Source organism: Streptomyces sp. VTCC 41912 (genome assembly GCF_045799175.1).
Lineage (GTDB): Bacteria > Actinomycetota > Actinomycetes > Streptomycetales > Streptomycetaceae > Streptomyces > Streptomyces albulus_C.
Genome location: NZ_JBJMAB010000014.1, coordinates 1 through 15,041 on the forward strand (window position 1 = coordinate 1; position 15,041 = coordinate 15,041).

Genomic DNA, 15,041 nt, shown 5'->3' on the forward strand with positions numbered 1-15,041 from the left:
GCCCGGCTCCAGCGGCTCGATCACGAACCGGGAGCGGTACTCGTCGACGACCTCTTCGGTCAACGAGGGACGCTGAGCAATCAGCATGGTGTCTTTCCTTCAGTCGTGGACGCCCGCTATTTGACGTCCGCTGTACTTCAAAGGGTACGGGCGGTACGACGCCATCGGCTCCGTACCGCCCGGACCACTTCGCTCAGCTCCTACTTGGAGTAGAGCTCAACGATCAGCTGCTCCTGCACCTGGGTGTCGATCACCGGGCGCTCGGGCAGGCTGTGCACGAGGATCCGCAGCTGAGAGGGCATCGCCTCGAGCCACGCCGGGACGGTCTTCTCGCCGGCCTCCGCCTTGGCCACCTCGAAGGGGGTCAGGTTCTTGGAGCCCGAGCGGACCTCGATGATGTCGTTCACGGCGACGCGGGACGACGGGATGTCGGTCTTGCGGCCGTTGACCTGGATGTGTCCGTGACGCACCAGCTGACGGGCGTGGTCGCGGGACTTGGCGAAGCCGGCCCGGTAGACCACGTTGTCGAGGCGGGTCTCAAGGATGCGCAGAAGGTTCTCACCGGTCTTGCCGGTCTTCTGGTTCGCTTCCTTGTAGTAGTTCACGAACTGCTTCTCAAGGACACCGTAGATGCGGCTGCACTTCTGCTTCTCACGAAGCTGCAGCAGGTACTCGCTGTCCTTGGTGCGCCCGCGACCGTGCTCACCCGGGGGGTAAGGACGGATCTCGATCGGGCACTTCGCGCTCTCGCACTTGCTCCCCTTGAGGAAGAGCTTCTGCTTCTCCCGACGGCAACGCTTGCAGTCGGCCCCGGTGTAACGCGCCATTGTCTAGTTGTCTCCTACTTCAGTGGGTCAGACGCGGCGACGCTTGGGCGGGCGGCATCCGTTGTGCGGGGTGGGGGTGACGTCCTGGATGGAGCCCACCTCAAGACCGGTCGCCTGAAGCGAACGGATGGCGGTCTCGCGGCCCGAACCCGGACCCTTGACGAAGACGTCGACCTTGCGCATGCCGTGCTCCTGCGCGCGACGGGCGGCCGACTCGGCAGCCATCTGCGCGGCGAAGGGGGTGGACTTGCGCGAGCCCTTGAAGCCGACGTGGCCGGCAGAGGCCCAAGAGATCACGTTCCCGGTCGGGTCGGTGATCGAAACGATCGTGTTGTTGAACGTGCTCTTGATGTGAGCGTGCCCGTGGGCGACGTTCTTCTTCTCCTTGCGGCGCACCTTCTTGGCGCCGGCCGTACGGCCCTTCGGAGGCATTCAATATCTCCCGTGGAGGTGGTCGGTCCTACAGCGAAGACCGCTGACGTGGTCCTGCTGAGGACTACTTCTTGCCCGGCTTCTTCTTGCCGGCGATCGCGCGACGCGGACCCTTGCGGGTACGGGCGTTCGTGCTGGTGCGCTGACCGTGCACCGGCAGGCCGCGACGGTGACGCAGACCCTGGTAGCAGCCGATCTCGACCTTGCGGCGGATGTCGGCCTGGATCTCGCGACGGAGGTCACCCTCGGTCTTGAGGTTGTTGTCCACGTACTCGCGGATCTTGACCAGGTCTTCCTCGGCCAGGTCGCGGACCCGGGTGTCCGGGTTCACGCCGGTGGCGGCGAGGGTCTGCTGCGAGAGCGTCCGCCCGATACCGAAGACGTAGGTGAGGGCGACCTCCACCCGCTTTTCGCGCGGGAGGTCAACGCCTGCGAGGCGTGCCATTGATGTGGCTCCTGATGGCTATTCGGAGGTCTTCCGCAGCACCGTTCCCGTAAGACTCTTCGGTATTACGAGCCGGGTCCCCGGCCTCCGAGCCGGGGGTGGCGTCCCTCGCGCGGGGCGCGGGGTCGGGTGACTGCATATGTACGTGATGTGCTTGCGTCGCGCGAACTGCGAAATGCAGGTGGTCGGCGTGCGTCAGCCCTGGCGCTGCTTGTGGCGCAGGTTGTCGCAGATGACCATGACCCGGCCGTGGCGGCGGATCACCTTGCACTTGTCGCAGATCTTCTTGACGCTCGGCTTGACCTTCATGGGATGTGAGGTTCTCCGGGTCAGTGCCGCTGCCCCACGGGAGCGGGGCGTCGGCAAGATCTACTTGTACCGGTAGACGATCCGGCCACGCGTCAGGTCGTAGGGAGAGAGCTCCACGACGACCCGGTCATCCGGGAGGATACGGATGTAGTGCATCCGCATCTTGCCGCTGATATGCGCGAGGACCTTGTGACCGTTCTGGAGCTCTACCTTGAACATTGCGTTCGGCAGAGACTCGATCACGGTGCCCTCGATTTCGATGGCACCTTGCTTCTTGGCCACGCTTCGCCTTTCGGATCGGCTACCTTGATCGACTCACTTGCACTGCCGCACCCGACGTGCGGGCACACGGGTGCACGAGAGCCGACGCGTCAGTCTACGTCAGTGCCTGAGAAAAGACGAATCCAGGAGTATTGCCCACCACGGAGATCATTACGCGTACGACACGGCGTGCGAAGGCGACGGGCGGACCGCTACGCCAGCGGGTCGGGCGCCGCGGTGATGCCGAGGGACGCGAGCTTGGCCTTGCCGCCGTCGGGGGCGGTGAGCACCAGCGGACCGTCCTCGGTCAGCGCGACCGAGTGCTCCCAGTGCGAGGACCAGCTGCCGTCGTTGGACTTGACCGTCCAGTCGTCCTCGAGGACGTGGGTCTTGGCGGTGCCGAGGTTGACCATCGGCTCGATGGCGATGCAGAAGCCGGGCACCAGCTTCGGGCCGCGGCCGCGCTTGCGGTCGACGTAGTTCAGCAGGTGCGGGTCCATGTGCATCTGCGAGCCGATGCCGTGGCCGCCGTAGTCCTCGACGATGCCGTACTTGCCGCTGGCCGGCCGCGGCTGCCGGCGGATGTACCCCTCGATCGCCTTGGAGATGTCCACCAGCCGGTTGCCCTTGGCGACCGCGGCGATCCCCGCCCACATCGACTCCTCGGTGACCCGGCTGAGCTCGACCAGCTCCGCGGAGTGACCGGACCCGACGAAGGCGGTGTACGCGGCGTCGCCGTGCCAGCCGTCGATGATCGCGCCGCAGTCGATGGAGATGATGTCGCCGTCCTGCAGCACCTCGTCGGCGGACGGGATGCCGTGCACGACGACGTCGTTCACGGAGGTGCAGATCGTGGCGGGGAAACCGCCGTAGCCGAGGAAGTTGGACTTCGCGCCGTGCTCGGCGAGTACCTTGCGCGCCGCGTCGTCCAGGTCCTTGGTCGTGGCACCCGGCACCGCGACCTCACGCGTGGCCGCGTGGATGGCGGCGACCACCAGCCCCGCCTCGCGCATCTTCGCGATCTGTGCGGGGTTCTTGATCTCCAGCATGCCGGTGCCTTCCGCCTTCACTCTCGTCCGCGGGCTTTTCCCGCCCGCCCAACACTACGGCCGCGGTGCCCATGCTGGACAACCGCGGCCGTTCGGAGCGTGCCGCTCTACGCGTCGCCACCCAGGGCGCTCATCGCGCGCTCGGTGACCTCCGCGACCTTGCCGAGGGCAGAGATCGTGGAGACCAGGCCCTGGGCCCGGTAGAAGTCGATGATCGGCTCGGTCTCCGCGTGGTAGACCTCCAGCCGCTTGCGGACGGTGTCCTCGCGGTCGTCCTCGCGCTGGTACAGCTCGCCGCCGCAGGCGTCACAAACGCCCTCGGTCTCCGGCTGGTTGTACGTGACGTGGAAGACGTGACTGGAGTCCTTGCGGCAGATGCGCCGACCGGCGATCCGCTTGACCACCTCGTCCTCGGGGACCTCCAGGTCCAGCACGGCGTCGAGCTTGAGGCCCTTGCCCTGGAGGTACGCGTCCAGCGCCTCGGCCTGCGCGAGGTTCCGCGGGAAGCCGTCGAGCAGGAAGCCCTCGGCCGCGTCGGCCTGCTCCATGCGGTCCTCGGCCATCCCGATGGTGACCGAGTCCGGCACGAGGTTGCCGGCGTCCATGTAGGACTTCGCCTCGACCCCCAGGGGCGTGCCCTGGGAGATGTTGGCGCGGAACAGGTCCCCCGTGGAGATGTGCGGGATCGCGAGGTTCTTGGCGAGGTACGCGGCCTGCGTACCCTTACCGGCCCCCGGGGGTCCGACGAGGACGATTCGCATCAGCGGAGGAACCCTTCGTAGTTGCGCTGCTGAAGCTGGCTCTCGATCTGCTTCACGGTCTCCAGACCCACACCCACGATGATCAGGATGCTCGTCCCGCCGAACGGGAAGTTCTGGTTCGCGTTGAACAGCACCAACGCCACTGTTGGCACGAGCGCGATCAGCCCCAGGTACAGCGAGCCCGGCCACGTGATCCGGTTGAGCACGTAGCTGAGGTACTCGGCCGTCGGGCGACCAGCCCGGATGCCCGGGATGAAGCCACCATACTTCTTCATGTTGTCGGCAACTTCTTCGGGGTTGAAGCTGATGGCCACGTAGAAGAAGGCGAAGAAAACGATCAACAAGAAGTACGTAATGATGTAAACGGGGTGATTTCCCTTGGTGAAGTTGGTGGCGATCCAGGTCGCCCATGCCGCCTTCGACCCGCTGAACTGTGCGATGAGCGCCGGGATGTAGAGCAGCGACGACGCGAAGATGACAGGAATCACACCTGCCTGATTCACCTTGAGCGGGATGTACGTGGACGTACCGCCGTAGGAACGGCGCCCGATCATGCGCTTCGCATACTGCACCGGAACGCGCCGCTGCGCCTGCTCGACGAAGACCACGAGGGCGACCATCGCCAGGCCCACCACGATCACCGAGAAGAACTCGATCCAGCCGTCGGCGAGCTTGCCCTGGAGCTTGATCTGCCACAGCGCGCCCGGGAAGCCGGCCGCGATCGAGATGAACATCAGGATCGACATGCCGTTGCCGATGCCGCGGTCGGTGACGAGCTCACCGAGCCACATGATCAGGCAGGTGCCGGCGGTCATCGTGACCACCATCGTGATGGTGGTGAAGATCGAGTCGTTGGGCACGATCTGGCTGGCGACTGGGCAGCTCTGGAAGAGCGCACCGCTGCGGGCGGTGGCCACCAGGCCGGTGCCCTGCAACACGGCCAGTGCCACGGTCAGGTAGCGGGTGTACTGGGTGATCTTCCCCTGCCCGGACTGCCCCTCCTTCTTGAGGGCCTCCAACCGGGGAATCACCACGGTCAACAGCTGGAGGATGATGCTCGCCGTGATGTACGGCATGATCCCCAGCGCGAAGATCGTGATCTGCAGCAGCGCTCCACCGCTGAACATGTTCACCAGGGCGAACAACCCGCTGTTGCCGCCGGCCTGCTTCATGCAGGTCTCGACGTTCGCGTAGTTCACCCCTGGGACCGGGACGTGCGCTCCGATCCGGTAGAGCACGATGATGCCCAACGTGAACAGCAGCTTCTTGCGCAGGTCGGGCGTCTTGAACGCTCGGGCGAACGCGGTGAGCACGGTGCCTCCTGCGCCTCCCGCCTTCGCAGGCTGAGAGGTGACGGTCTTGAGGATCGACGAATACGTAGCGGCTGTACCGCGCGGACAGCGCCCGCACGGTGCGTTCCGGAGCGGACCCCGGACAAATCAAACAGTGCAGGCCACCTTACCGGCGACCGTACCCCCGTGGAACGACCAACCGGGGATGCCCCAAACGATGGGCATCCCCGGTCAGTTGAACCAACGAACTCAGAGGAGTTCGGTGACGGTGCCGCCGGCGGCGGCAATCTTCTCCTTGGCGGAGCCGGAGACGGCGTCAACCGTCACCTGCACTGCCACGGAGATCTCGCCGGTGCCGAGCACCTTGACGAGCTCGTTCTTGCGCACCGCGCCCTTGGCGACCAGGTCGGCCACCGTGACCTCGCCACCCTGCGGGTAGAGCGCGGCCAGCCGGTCCAGGTTCACGACCTGGAACTGCTTGTGGGCGGGGTTCTTGAAGCCCTTCAGCTTCGGGAGGCGCATGTGGAGGGGCATCTGCCCACCCTCGAAGCGCTCCGGAACCTGGTAACGGGCCTTGGTGCCCTTGGTACCACGACCAGCGGTCTTACCCTTGGACGCCTCACCACGACCGACACGGGTCTTGGCGGTCTTGGCGCCCGGGGCGGGCCGGAGGTTGTGGACCTTCAGCGGGTTGCTCTCCGCCATGTCAGTCGACCTCCTTGACCGACACGAGGTGGCGGACGGTGTGCACCATGCCGCGGTACTCGGGACGGTCGTCCTTGACAACCACGTCGTTGATCCGCTTCAGACCAAGCGAACGCAGGGTGTCGCGGTGGTTCTGCTTGCTGCCGATCACGGACTTGACCTGCGTGATTTCGAGGCGAGCCATTACGCACTCACCCCTGCACGCGCCCGCAGCAGAGCGGCGGGAGCCACGTCCTCCAGCGGCAGGCCACGACGGGCGGCGATCTCCTCGGGCCGCTGCAGGCCCTTGAGCGCCGTCACCGTGGCGTGCACGATGTTGATCGGGTTCGACGAGCCGAGCGACTTGCTCAGCACGTCGTGGATGCCCGCGCACTCCAGGACGGCGCGCACCGGGCCACCGGCGATCACACCGGTACCGGGGGAAGCCGGCTTGAGCAGGACGACGCCCGCAGCCTTCTCGCCCTGGATCGGGTGCGGGACGGTACCGGCGATACGGGGGACCTTGAAGAAGTTCTTCTTGGCCTCTTCCACGCCCTTGGCGATGGCAGCCGGAACTTCCTTGGCCTTGCCGTAACCGACACCTACGGTGCCGTCACCGTCGCCCACCACGACGAGCGCGGTGAAGCTGAAGCGACGACCACCCTTGACAACCTTGGCGACGCGGTTGATCGCGACAACGCGCTCAACGTACGCGGTCTTCTCGGCGGCAGCGCCACCGTCGCGACCCTTCCGGTCCCGCCGCTCGCCGCCACCGGCACCGCTTCCGCGGCGCTGGGGTCCAGCCATTGGATTTACCTCTCTCTGTTACGTCCGCTAGCTCCGGAACCGGGGCTTAGAACTTCAGCCCGGCTTCGCGGGCGGCGTCGGCCAGAGCGGCAATCCGCCCGGCGTACTGCTTGCCACCGCGGTCGAACACGACGGCCTCGACACCGGCGGCCTTGGCACGCTCGGCGACCAGGGCGCCCACCTTCTGGGCCTGGGCGCTCTTGTCGCCCTCGCCACCACGGATCGACGCGTCCAGGGTCGACGCCGAGGCCACAGTGTGGCCCGCAACATCGTCGATCACCTGGGCGAAGATGCCGCGGTTGGACCGCGTCACCACCAGACGCGGACGCTCCGAAGTACCCGAAATCCGCTTGCGGATGCGGATGTGGCGACGCTTGGCGGCAGCGCGCTTGTAGGCGTTGCCCTTAGCGATCTTCACACCGTATGCCATGGCTTACTTACCCGCCTTTCCGACCTTGCGGCGGATGACTTCGCCCTCGTACTTGACGCCCTTGGCCTTGTACGGGTCGGGCTTCCGCAGCTTGCGGATGTTCGCGGCGACCTCGCCGACCTTCTGCTTGTCGATGCCCTCGACGCTGAACTTCGTCGGCGACTCGACCTTGAACGAGATGCCCTCGGGCGCCTCGATCAGGATCGGGTGGCTGTAGCCCAGGGAGAACTCCAGGTTGGAACCCTTGGCCTGGACGCGGTAACCAACACCGCTGATCTCGAGCTTCTTCACGTAGCCCTGGGTCACGCCGGTGATCATGTTCGCCACCAGCGTGCGGGACAGGCCGTGCAGGGCCTTGTTCTGACGCTCGTCGTTCGGACGGGAGACGGCGACGACGCCGTCCTCACCCTTGGCGACCTCGATGGGCGCCGCGACGGTGTGCGAAAGGGAACCCTTGGGGCCCTTCACGTTGACCGTGCGGCCCTCGATGGTGACGTCCACACCAGCGGGAACCTGGATGGGCAGCTTGCCAATGCGCGACATTAGCTATTCCTCCGTTCCCGATTACCAGACGTAGGCGAGGACTTCCCCACCCACGCCCTTCTTGCTGGCCTGCTGGCCGGTCAGGAGACCGTGGGACGTGGAGATGATCGCCACGCCCAGGCCGCCGAGGACCTTCGGCAGGTTGGTGGACTTTGCGTAGACCCGCAGACCCGGCTTCGAGATTCGCTTGATGCCGGCGATCGAGCGCTCGCGGTTCGGGCCGAACTTCAGCTCCAGGACGAGGTTCTTGCCAACCTCTGCGTCCTCGACGCTCCAGCCGGTGATGTAACCCTCCTGCTGGAGGATCTCCGCGATGTGCGACTTGATCTTGCTGTGCGGCATCGCCACGGAGTCGTGGTACGCCGAGTTCGCGTTACGCAGACGGGTCAACATGTCTGCGATGGGATCAGTCATGGTCATGAATTGGCCTTCGGCCTCTCTCGCCGGGGTTTCCTATATGCGCCATCCCTCTCCCCGATCTCGGTCGGGACGGGTGCGGCACGGGGACCTACGGCGTAGTAAGCGACGTTATGCGGGCGGAGCCCGCGGTCGGTCTCGGGCGGCGGGGCGCCCAAACCCTTCCAGCGTACGGGAAACGGGTCCGGGCGCCCACCAGCCGATTGCTTACCGAGAGCCTCCGGTAATGCCCAACTAGGGGATTACCAGGAGCTCTTGGTCACGCCCGGCAGCTCGCCACGGTGAGCCATCTCACGAAGGCACACGCGGCACAGGCCGAACTTGCGGTACACGGAGTGCGGGCGGCCACAGCGCTGGCAGCGGGTGTAGGCACGCACACCGAACTTGGGCTTACGAGCAGCCTTGGCAATAAGAGCCTTCTTCGCCATCTCGCTTACGCCTCCTTGAACGGGAAGCCGAGGTGACGAAGCAGGGCACGGCCCTCGTCGTCGTTGGTCGCCGTGGTCACCACGGTGATGTCCATACCCCGGGTACGGTCGATCTTGTCCTGGTCGATCTCGTGGAACATGACCTGCTCGGTGAGACCGAAGGTGTAGTTGCCCCGACCGTCGAACTGCTTCGGGGACAGACCACGGAAGTCGCGGATGCGCGGCAGCGCCAGCGACAGCAGGCGGTCCAGGAACTCCCACATGCGGTCACCGCGGAGGGTGACGTGGGCACCGATCGGCTGGCCCTCACGCAGCTTGAACTGCGCGATGGACTTACGGGCCTTGGTGACGGCCGGCTTCTGGCCGGTGATCGTGGTGAGGTCGCGGATGGCGCCCTCGATCAGCTTGGAGTCGCGGGCGGCGTCGCCCACACCCATGTTGACCACGATCTTGGTCAGACCGGGGATCTGCATGACGTTCTCGTAGGAGAACTCGTCCTTCAGCTTCCCGGCGATCTCTTCGCGGTAGCGCGTCTTGAGACGCGGCGCGTTGGTGGTGGCAGTCATCAGATGTCCTCACCGGTCCGCTTGGCAACGCGGATCTTGTTGCCCTCGTCGTCAAAGCGGTACCCGACGCGGGTAACGACCTTCTTGCCGTCCTGCTCCACGACCAGCTGAACGTTGCTGATGTGGACGGGGGCCTCGGTCGTCACGATGCCGCCGGTCTGCGAACCACGAGCGGTCTGTCCGGCCTTGGTGTGCTTCTTGACCCGGTTGACACCCTCGACCAGAACACGGTCCTCGCGGGGGTAGGCCGCGATGACCTTGCCCTGCTTGCCCTTGTCCTTGCCGGTGATGACCTGGACCAGGTCGCCCTTCTTGATCTTCATCGGTTACAGCACCTCCGGCGCGAGCGAGATGATCTTCATGAACTTCTTCTCGCGCAGCTCACGGCCCACGGGGCCGAAGATACGGGTGCCGCGGGGGTCGCCATCGTTCTTGAGGATGACGGCCGCGTTCTCGTCGAAGCGGATGTACGAGCCGTCCGGACGGCGGCGCTCCTTGACGGTGCGAACGATGACGGCCTTGACGACGTCACCCTTCTTCACGTTGCCACCGGGGATCGCGTCCTTGACGGTGGCGACGATGACGTCACCGATGCCCGCGTAGCGGCGACCGGAACCACCGAGAACACGGATGCAAAGGATTTCCTTCGCACCAGTGTTGTCGGCGACGCGCAGTCGCGACTCCTGCTGGATCACGTCTATCTCCTGAATGTCTGCCGGTTCCCGGCAGGGGCCCGCCCCTTACGGGACGTCAGCCCCTGCCGAGCCTGGCGGAACTGTTCCTAGGGGGTCCCCCCAGGAGGGATGTGCTTGCCTGTCGAAATCCCCGCGAGGGAATTACTTGGCCTTCTCGAGGATCTCGACGATGCGCCAGCGCTTGGTGGCGGACAGCGGCCGGGTCTCCATCAGGAGGACGCGGTCGCCGACGCCGGCAGCGTTCTGCTCGTCGTGCGCCTTGAGCTTGTTGGTACGGCGGATGACCTTGCCGTACAGCGCGTGCTTGACGCGGTCCTCGACGGCGACGACGACGGTCTTGTCCATCTTGTCGCTGACGACCAGACCCTCACGGGTCTTGCGGAAACCGCGCTCGTTCGTCTCAGTCACATTCTTCTCGCTCATCAGGCGCTCTCCACCGTCTCGATGCCGAGCTCGCGCTCCCGCATCAGGGTGTAGATCCGGGCGATGTCCTTGCGGACGGCCTTCAGCCGGCCGTGGTTCTCGAGCTGTCCGGTCGCCGCCTGGAAGCGGAGGTTGAACAGCTCCTCCTTGGCCTCACGCAGCTTGGCAACGAGGTCCTCGTTGTTCAGCTCGCGCAGCTCGGTCGCCTTGGTACCGGCCGCCATCACGACTCACCTGCCTCGCGCCGCACGATGCGGCACTTCATCGGAAGCTTGTGGGCGGCGCGGGTCAGCGCCTCCTTGGCAACCTTTTCGTTCGGGAAGGACAGCTCGAACATCACCCGACCGGGCTTGACGTTCGCGATCCACCACTCCGGGGAACCCTTACCGGAACCCATGCGGGTTTCGGCCGGCTTCTTCGTCAGCGGGCGGTCGGGGTAGATGTTGATCCACACCTTGCCGCCACGCTTGATGTGACGCGTCATGGCGATACGAGCGGACTCGATCTGACGGTTCGTCACGTAGGCCGCGGTGACGGCCTGAATGCCGTACTCACCGAAGGCAAGCTCGGTACCGCCCTTGGCCATACCGTTCCGCTTCGGGTGGTGCTGCTTGCGGTGCTTGACCCTGCGAGGGATCAGCATGTCGGTCAGCCCTCCGTTCCAGGGTTCTCCGCCGGAGCAGCGGCAGCGGCCTCGGCCTTGGGGGCCTCGGCAGCCGGCGCCTGCTGCTGCGGCTTGCGGCCGCGGCCGCCACGCTCGCCACCACGACGCGGGCGCTCGTTGCCACCACCACGCGCGGGGCGGTTGCCCGCGCGGGCGGCGGCGTTCTCGGCACGCACCTCGGCGATGTTCTTGACGTCGCCCTTGTAGATCCAGACCTTCACGCCGATACGGCCGAAGGTGGTCTTGGCCTCGAAGAAGCCGTAGTCGACGTTCGCGCGGAGCGTGTGCAGGGGCACACGGCCCTCGCGGTAGAACTCCGAACGGGACATCTCGGCGCCGCCGAGACGGCCACCACACTGGATCTTGATGCCCTTGGCGCCGGCCTTCATCGTCGACTGCATGCTCTTACGCATGGCGCGACGGAAGGAGACGCGGGAGGACAGCTGCTCGGCGACGGCCTGGGCCACCAGCTGAGCGTCGGTCTCGGGGTTCTTGACCTCGAGGATGTTCAGCTGGACCTGCTTGCCGGTCAGCTTCTCCAGCTCACCGCGGATGCGGTCGGCCTCGGCGCCGCGGCGGCCGATGACGATGCCCGGGCGAGCGGTGTGGATGTCAACGCGGACGCGCTCACGGGTGCGCTCGATCTCCACCTTGGAGATGCCGGCGCGCTCCATGCCCTTCGTCATCATGCGACGAATGGCGACGTCTTCCTTGACGTAGTCCTTGTACAGCTTGTCGGCGTACCAACGCGACTTGAAGTCGGTGGTGATGCCGAGCCGGAACCCATGCGGGTTTACCTTCTGGCCCATTACCGGGTTCCTTCCTTGCTGCTGACGACCACGGTGATGTGGCTGGTCCGCTTACGGATCCGGTAGGCACGGCCCTGGGCACGCGGACGGAACCGCTTCAGGGTCGGGCCCTCATCCACGTACGCCTCGCTGATGACCAGCGAAGAGGCGTCGGTGTGGTCGTAGTTGTGCGCGGCGTTGGCAATGGCGCTGTCCAGCACCTTGCCCACCGGCACGCTCGCGGCCTGCGGGGCGAAACGCAGGACCGCCTGAGCCTCCGTGGCATCCATGCCACGGATAAGGTCCACCACGCGGCGGGCCTTCATGGGCGTGACGCGGATGTACCGCGCCTGGGCCCTGGCTTCCATGGTTGTCCCTTCGGTGTCAGTCATAGTCTTCGCACTCCGGTCGATCAGCGACGACGCGACTTGCGGTCGTCCTTCTCGTGGCCGCGGAAGGTGCGGGTCGGCGCAAACTCGCCGAGCTTGTGGCCGACCATCGACTCGGTGACGAACACCGGGACGTGCTTGCGGCCGTCGTGCACCGCGATCGTGTGGCCGAGCATGGCCGGGACGATCATGGAGCGGCGGGACCAGGTCTTGATGACGTTCTTGGTGCCTGCGTCGTTCTGTACGTCCACCTTCTTGGCGAGGTGGTCGTCGACGAAGGGCCCCTTCTTGAGACTGCGCGGCATCTAAACCCGCTCCTAGCGCTTCTTGTTCGTCTTGCGGCGGCGGACGATGTACTTGTTGCTGGCCTTCTTCGGCGAGCGAGTACGACCCTCCTTCTTGCCCCAGGGCGAGACCGGGTGGCGACCACCGGAAGTCTTGCCCTCACCACCACCGTGCGGGTGGTCAACCGGGTTCATCACGACACCACGCACGGTCGGGCGAACGCCCTTCCAGCGCATGCGGCCGGCCTTACCCCAGTTGATGTTCGACTGCTCGGCGTTGCCGACCTCGCCAACAGTGGCGCGGCAGCGGACGTCGACCAGGCGGATCTCGCCGGACGGCATGCGCAGGTGGGCCATGGAGCCCTCACGCGCCAGCAGCTGCACGGAGGCACCCGCGGAGCGGGCGAACTTCGCGCCGCCGCCGGGCCGCAGCTCGATGGCGTGGATGGTCGTACCGACCGGGATGTTGCGCAGCGGCAGGTTGTTGCCCGGCTTGATGTCGGCGCCAGCGCCGTTCTCAATCCGGTCACCCTGCTGCAGGCCGCGCGGCGCGATGATGTAGCGCTTCTCGCCGTCCGCGTAGTGCAGCAGCGCGATGCGCGCGGTGCGGTTGGGGTCGTACTCGATGTGCGCGACCTTGGCCGGCACGCCGTCCTTGTCGTGACGACGGAAGTCGATCACGCGGTAGGCGCGCTTGTGGCCACCGCCCTGGTGGCGAACGGTCACACGACCGGCGTTGTTACGGCCGCCCTTGCTGTGCAGCGGGCGGACCAGCGACTTCTCCGGCGTGGACCGCGTGATCTCGACAAAGTCGGCGACGCTGGAGCCACGACGGCCCGGGGTCGTCGGCTTGTACTTGCGGATACCCATTTCTCAGTCCTCGTCCGATTCCGGACGACTCGGACTCCGTTAGGAGACCGGGCCGCCGAAGATGTCGATACGGTCGCCCTCGGCGAGGGTCACGATGGCGCGCTTGGTGTCAGCGCGCTTACCGAAACCGGTCTTGGTGCGCTTGCGCTTACCCTGACGGTTAATCGTGTTGACCCCGGTGACCTTGACCGAGAAGACCGCCTCGACGGCCTGCTTGATCTGGGTCTTGTTCGAGCCGGGCGCGACGATGAACGTGTACTTGTTCTCGTCCAGCAGCGCGTAGCTCTTCTCGGACACAACCGGCTTGACGAGGACGTCACGCGGGTCCGTGAAGGTCTTGCTGGTGACGACGGCCTCACTCATCAGGCGTCGCTCCCTTCGGTCTCAACGGCCTTGGGGCCAGACACGAAGGACTCGAAGGCGGCCTTGGTGAAGACCACGTCGTCGGAGACGAGCACGTCGTACGTGTTCAGCTGGCCCGGCTCCAGGATGTGCACCTGGGGCAGGTTACGGGCGGACAGCCACGCGGCCTCGTCGGAGCGCTCGGCGACCAGCAGGACGTTCTTGCGGTCGCTGACCTTGCCGAGCAGGCCCTTGGCGGCCTTGGTGGACACCGCGCCGTCGACCACGCCGGAGACGACGTGGATGCGGCTGTGGCGGGCCCGGTCCGAGAGGGCACCGCGCAGCGCGGCGGCCTTCATCTTCTTCGGGGTCCGCTGGCTGTAGTCACGCGGCACGGGGCCGTGGACGACGCCACCGCCGGCGAACTGCGGCGCACGGGTCGAACCCTGGCGCGCGCGGCCGGTGCCCTTCTGGCGGTACGGCTTCTTGCCACCGCCGCGGACCTCGCCACGGGTCTTGGTCTTGTGCGTGCCCTGGCGGGCAGCGGCCAGCTGTGCGACGACGACCTGGTGGATCAGCGGAACGCTGACCTTCGCGTCGAAGATCTCCGCGGGGAGCTCGACGGTCCCGGCCTTGTCGCCTGCCGGCGAAAGGATGTCAATGGTGCTCATCGGTTACCTCAGGCCCCCTTGGCCGCGGTACGGACCAGGACGAGGCCGCCGTTCGGACCAGGAACTGCGCCCTTGATGAGCAGCAGACCCTTCTCCGCGTCAACGGCGTGGACGGTCAGGTTCTGGGTGGTGACCCGCTCATTGCCCATACGGCCGGCCATCCGCATGCCCTTGAACACGCGGCCCGGGGTGGCGCAGCCACCGATGGAACCAGGCTTACGGTGCACGCGGTGGGCGCCGTGCGAGGCCTTGCCGCCGTGGAAGCCGTGACGCTTCATGACGCCGGCGAAGCCCTTGCCCTTGCTCTTGCCGGTCACGTCCACCTTGACGCCGGACTCGAAGGTCTCAGCGGTCAGCTCCTGGCCGAGGGTGTACTCGCCGGCATCGGCGGTACGGACCTCGACGAGGTGGCGACGGGGGGTGACGTCGGCCTTCGCGAAGTGGCCCTTGAGGGGCTTGTTCACCTTGCGCGGGTCGATCTCGCCAAAGGCGATCTGGACGGAGTCGTAGCCGTCCTGGTCATTGGTGCGCACCTGGGTAACGACGCAGGGGCCGGCCTTCACCACGGTCACCGGGACGACACGGTTGTTCTCGTCCCAGACCTGGGTCATGCCGAGCTTCTCGCCCAGGAGCCCCTTGATCTGCTTAGCCATCTCTTCCGCGC

The 15,041-nt window shown here is 66.0% G+C and carries 28 protein-coding genes; all 28 read right to left on the reverse strand.

The features are described from left to right. Window positions 1-200: 200 nt before the first annotated feature. Window positions 201-827, reverse strand: a complete 627-nt coding sequence (gene rpsD, locus ACJ6WD_RS20585) for a 30S ribosomal protein S4 (protein WP_016571071.1) — start codon at window positions 825-827, stop codon at window positions 201-203. A gap of 27 nt (window positions 828-854) precedes the next feature. Next, a complete protein-coding gene (gene rpsK, locus ACJ6WD_RS20590; RefSeq protein ID WP_004571845.1) occupies window positions 855-1,259 on the reverse strand; it encodes a 30S ribosomal protein S11 in 405 nt (134 codons plus the stop codon). Window positions 1,260-1,323: 64 nt separating this feature from the next. Then, the gene (gene rpsM, locus ACJ6WD_RS20595) at window positions 1,324-1,704 is read right to left on the reverse strand and encodes a 30S ribosomal protein S13 (RefSeq protein WP_006604894.1); all 381 of its coding nucleotides are present in this window, start codon (window positions 1,702-1,704) and stop codon (window positions 1,324-1,326) included. 195 nt (window positions 1,705-1,899) lie between these two features. Then, window positions 1,900-2,013 carry a 50S ribosomal protein L36 gene (gene rpmJ / locus ACJ6WD_RS20600; protein WP_003956441.1) on the reverse strand — a complete coding sequence of 38 codons (114 nt, stop codon included), beginning with the start codon at window positions 2,011-2,013 and terminating at the stop codon, window positions 1,900-1,902. 60 nt (window positions 2,014-2,073) lie between these two features. Further along, a complete protein-coding gene (gene infA, locus ACJ6WD_RS20605) occupies window positions 2,074-2,295 on the reverse strand; it encodes a translation initiation factor IF-1 (RefSeq protein ID WP_003956442.1) in 222 nt (73 codons plus the stop codon). A 191-nt stretch (window positions 2,296-2,486) separates the two neighbouring features. Beyond that, window positions 2,487-3,323: a type I methionyl aminopeptidase gene (map, locus tag ACJ6WD_RS20610; protein ID WP_044369761.1), complete on the reverse strand. Its 837-nt coding sequence runs from the start codon at window positions 3,321-3,323 to the stop codon at window positions 2,487-2,489. A 107-nt stretch (window positions 3,324-3,430) separates the two neighbouring features. Then, the gene (locus tag ACJ6WD_RS20615; RefSeq protein ID WP_233657581.1) at window positions 3,431-4,084 is read right to left on the reverse strand and encodes an adenylate kinase; all 654 of its coding nucleotides are present in this window, start codon (window positions 4,082-4,084) and stop codon (window positions 3,431-3,433) included. After that, the gene (secY, locus tag ACJ6WD_RS20620) at window positions 4,084-5,397 is read right to left on the reverse strand and encodes a preprotein translocase subunit SecY (protein ID WP_016571068.1); all 1,314 of its coding nucleotides are present in this window, start codon (window positions 5,395-5,397) and stop codon (window positions 4,084-4,086) included. Before secY ends, ACJ6WD_RS20615 begins: the two co-directional genes overlap by 1 nt. 228 nt (window positions 5,398-5,625) lie before the next feature. Beyond that, the gene (gene rplO / locus ACJ6WD_RS20625) at window positions 5,626-6,081 is read right to left on the reverse strand and encodes a 50S ribosomal protein L15 (protein WP_016571067.1); all 456 of its coding nucleotides are present in this window, start codon (window positions 6,079-6,081) and stop codon (window positions 5,626-5,628) included. A gap of 1 nt (window position 6,082) precedes the next feature. After that, entirely contained in the window at window positions 6,083-6,265 is a 183-nt protein-coding gene (gene rpmD, locus ACJ6WD_RS20630; RefSeq protein ID WP_016571066.1) for a 50S ribosomal protein L30, read from the reverse strand. Then, entirely contained in the window at window positions 6,265-6,867 is a 603-nt protein-coding gene (gene rpsE / locus ACJ6WD_RS20635) for a 30S ribosomal protein S5 (RefSeq protein WP_016571065.1), read from the reverse strand. The genes rpmD and rpsE overlap by 1 nt, the downstream gene beginning before the upstream one ends. 46 nt (window positions 6,868-6,913) lie before the next feature. Beyond that, the gene (rplR, locus tag ACJ6WD_RS20640; RefSeq protein WP_016571064.1) at window positions 6,914-7,297 is read right to left on the reverse strand and encodes a 50S ribosomal protein L18; all 384 of its coding nucleotides are present in this window, start codon (window positions 7,295-7,297) and stop codon (window positions 6,914-6,916) included. 3 nt (window positions 7,298-7,300) lie between these two features. After that, entirely contained in the window at window positions 7,301-7,840 is a 540-nt protein-coding gene (gene rplF, locus ACJ6WD_RS20645; RefSeq protein ID WP_016571063.1) for a 50S ribosomal protein L6, read from the reverse strand. A 21-nt stretch (window positions 7,841-7,861) separates the two neighbouring features. Further along, entirely contained in the window at window positions 7,862-8,260 is a 399-nt protein-coding gene (gene rpsH / locus ACJ6WD_RS20650; RefSeq protein WP_016571062.1) for a 30S ribosomal protein S8, read from the reverse strand. 239 nt (window positions 8,261-8,499) lie between these two features. Beyond that, window positions 8,500-8,685, reverse strand: a complete 186-nt coding sequence (locus ACJ6WD_RS20655) for a type Z 30S ribosomal protein S14 (RefSeq protein ID WP_003956452.1) — start codon at window positions 8,683-8,685, stop codon at window positions 8,500-8,502. 5 nt (window positions 8,686-8,690) lie between these two features. Then, a complete protein-coding gene (gene rplE / locus ACJ6WD_RS20660) occupies window positions 8,691-9,251 on the reverse strand; it encodes a 50S ribosomal protein L5 (RefSeq protein WP_016571061.1) in 561 nt (186 codons plus the stop codon). Further along, the gene (rplX, locus tag ACJ6WD_RS20665; RefSeq protein WP_100604420.1) at window positions 9,251-9,574 is read right to left on the reverse strand and encodes a 50S ribosomal protein L24; all 324 of its coding nucleotides are present in this window, start codon (window positions 9,572-9,574) and stop codon (window positions 9,251-9,253) included. The genes rplE and rplX overlap by 1 nt, the downstream gene beginning before the upstream one ends. A gap of 3 nt (window positions 9,575-9,577) precedes the next feature. Further along, entirely contained in the window at window positions 9,578-9,946 is a 369-nt protein-coding gene (gene rplN, locus ACJ6WD_RS20670) for a 50S ribosomal protein L14 (protein ID WP_003998823.1), read from the reverse strand. A gap of 141 nt (window positions 9,947-10,087) precedes the next feature. Next, window positions 10,088-10,369 (reverse strand): 30S ribosomal protein S17, encoded by a 282-nt coding sequence (gene rpsQ / locus ACJ6WD_RS20675; protein WP_006604882.1) that lies wholly within the window; start codon window positions 10,367-10,369, stop codon window positions 10,088-10,090. Beyond that, complete coding sequence (rpmC, locus tag ACJ6WD_RS20680; protein WP_004950453.1) at window positions 10,369-10,593, reverse strand: 50S ribosomal protein L29; 225 nt, start codon at window positions 10,591-10,593, stop codon at window positions 10,369-10,371. Before rpmC ends, rpsQ begins: the two co-directional genes overlap by 1 nt. Beyond that, entirely contained in the window at window positions 10,593-11,012 is a 420-nt protein-coding gene (gene rplP, locus ACJ6WD_RS20685) for a 50S ribosomal protein L16 (RefSeq protein WP_016571059.1), read from the reverse strand. Before rplP ends, rpmC begins: the two co-directional genes overlap by 1 nt. 5 nt (window positions 11,013-11,017) lie before the next feature. Then, window positions 11,018-11,842, reverse strand: a complete 825-nt coding sequence (rpsC, locus tag ACJ6WD_RS20690) for a 30S ribosomal protein S3 (protein ID WP_016571058.1) — start codon at window positions 11,840-11,842, stop codon at window positions 11,018-11,020. Continuing rightward, window positions 11,842-12,189: a 50S ribosomal protein L22 gene (rplV, locus tag ACJ6WD_RS20695; protein WP_004571827.1), complete on the reverse strand. Its 348-nt coding sequence runs from the start codon at window positions 12,187-12,189 to the stop codon at window positions 11,842-11,844. Before rplV ends, rpsC begins: the two co-directional genes overlap by 1 nt. A gap of 44 nt (window positions 12,190-12,233) precedes the next feature. Further along, window positions 12,234-12,515: a 30S ribosomal protein S19 gene (rpsS, locus tag ACJ6WD_RS20700; RefSeq protein ID WP_016571057.1), complete on the reverse strand. Its 282-nt coding sequence runs from the start codon at window positions 12,513-12,515 to the stop codon at window positions 12,234-12,236. A 12-nt stretch (window positions 12,516-12,527) separates the two neighbouring features. After that, complete coding sequence (rplB, locus tag ACJ6WD_RS20705) at window positions 12,528-13,364, reverse strand: 50S ribosomal protein L2 (RefSeq protein ID WP_016571056.1); 837 nt, start codon at window positions 13,362-13,364, stop codon at window positions 12,528-12,530. Between the two features lie 39 nt (window positions 13,365-13,403). Then, window positions 13,404-13,727, reverse strand: a complete 324-nt coding sequence (gene rplW, locus ACJ6WD_RS20710) for a 50S ribosomal protein L23 (protein WP_016571055.1) — start codon at window positions 13,725-13,727, stop codon at window positions 13,404-13,406. Next, complete coding sequence (gene rplD, locus ACJ6WD_RS20715; RefSeq protein WP_233657580.1) at window positions 13,727-14,377, reverse strand: 50S ribosomal protein L4; 651 nt, start codon at window positions 14,375-14,377, stop codon at window positions 13,727-13,729. The genes rplW and rplD overlap by 1 nt, the downstream gene beginning before the upstream one ends. 8 nt (window positions 14,378-14,385) lie before the next feature. Then, window positions 14,386-15,030 (reverse strand): 50S ribosomal protein L3, encoded by a 645-nt coding sequence (rplC, locus tag ACJ6WD_RS20720; RefSeq protein WP_016571053.1) that lies wholly within the window; start codon window positions 15,028-15,030, stop codon window positions 14,386-14,388. Window positions 15,031-15,041: the final 11 nt, after the last annotated feature.